This window comes from Clostridium sp. (assembly GCF_018372875.1).
Classification (GTDB): Bacteria; Bacillota; Clostridia; order Clostridiales; family Clostridiaceae; genus Clostridium.
On record NZ_JAHAIF010000096.1, the window covers coordinates 1 to 1,915 of the forward strand.

General features: G+C 27.9%; 2 protein-coding genes. Both read right to left on the minus strand.

The window, feature by feature from the left end; genetic code table 11:
* Nucleotides 1-279 (minus strand): CAT RNA binding domain-containing protein (locus tag KIB46_RS16215; protein ID WP_291673252.1); only part of this gene is annotated, 279 nt, incomplete at its 3' end.
* Nucleotides 280-601: 322 nt separating this feature from the next.
* A partial coding sequence (locus KIB46_RS16220; protein ID WP_291673254.1) for a family 1 glycosylhydrolase occupies nt 602-1,915 on the minus strand: 1,314 nt, incomplete at its 5' end.

Consider the following 1,915-nt stretch of genomic DNA (forward strand, 5'->3'; position numbering starts at 1 on the left):
AATATAATCATTAAGTTCACAGTTTAACATGTTCTTAGCATATTCCACAATATCATAGCACAATGATATTTGTTCTGTAGGTATATGTTCTAAAATCATTTTAAACTTTTCTAAAGTATCCTTTTCCTTTAAAATAAAAGTTTTTTCTATTAATGATTCATCTACTTCATCGCCAACTTTTTTTCTAAATGCAATTCCACATCCAATGATAACAGAATCTCGTCCATTGTCTTCTGTAACCATAACTGCATTGTTGTTAAAAATTTTATCTATCTTCAATGAACATCACCTCATATTCCATTCTATACTTGACTATATTTAAAAATAAAAAACCTCAATTAATTAAAAGAAATAAATATCATATTTCTTCTACTTAATTAAGGTATAGCCTGATCGAATCAGTAACAATCCCAAGTTAATGTAATCGTTTATTTTCAATTTCATCATACTTTTTTTATGATAACTTGTCAATACTTTTTTATAATTTTATATGCTTTCATAAAAAAAGCTTCCAAAATTCGCTTTTATTTTGCATGACTATAATTTATTCTTCATTTTTAAATCAGCTTTTAAAATATAATAGAATTTAATATTAAGTCAGTTATAGTTCTTCTCCATTAGTTTTTATTACATTTTTGTACCATTCAAATGATTTTTTCTTCTTTCTGTCTAATGTACCTTCTCCAGCATTATCTTTATCTACATAAATAAAGCCATATCTCTTTTCCATTTCACCAGTGCTTGCACTTACAAGATCAATACATCCCCAAGGAGTATATCCAATTAAGTCTACGCCATCTTTAACAGCTTCCTTCATTTGAATTATATGATCCTTTAAATATTCAATACGATAATCATCATTAATTGAACCGTCTTCTTCAACTTTATCAAAAGCACCAAGACCATTTTCAACTACCATAAGAGGTATATTGTATCTTCCATACAACTTATTTAAAATGTATCTTAATCCTTTAGGATCAATCTGCCATCCCCAATCACTTGCTTTAAGATATGGGTTTTTAATTCCACTAACTAAATTTCCTGAAACTTTGTCTTTTCCACCCTCTGCTGATTCACAGTTACTCATATAATAACTGAATGTATAATAATCTACTGTTCCTTCTTTTAAAATCTTCTTATCTTCTTCAGTTATATCTAAAACAATATTATTTTCTTCAAAATATCTCTTAGCAAAGAAAGGATATTCACCTCTAACATGTACATCTCCACAAAGGTCATTTGCCAATTGATCCATCTTCTGTGTAAGTAATATATCATCTGGATTACATGTATAAGGATATTTTGTCATATAAGCAAGCATACAGCCTATTTTAAAATCTTTATTAATACTATGACCAAGCTTTACTGCTTTTGCACTTGCTACAAATTGATGGTGAAGTGCTTGAAAACGAATCTGCTTATTATCATTTGGGTGTAAAAAGTCTTCTGTGCCTTCATTTAAAATACCAAGACTAAGATATCCTCCTACTGGCTTTGTACCACAATTAATTTCATTAAATGTAAGCCAGTATTTAACTTTATCCTTATATCTATTAAATATTACGTTGCAGTAGTTAACAAAAAAATCTATTACATCTCTTGAAGCCCATCCATTATATTTTTTAGTTAAATTAAAAGGCATCTCATAATGTGAAATAGTAACTAATGGTTCTATATTATATTTTTTTAATTCATCAAAAACATCATCATAAAACTTTAATCCTGCTTCATTAGGTTCTTTATCATCACCATTAGGAAATATACGTGTCCATGCTATAGACATTCTAAATACCTTAAAGCCCATTTCTGCAAATAACTTAATATCATCTTTATATCTGTGATAAAAATCAATAGCTTCATGACTTGGATAATTTAATCCATCAATAGTTTCTCTAGTAATTTTACGTGGAATAGT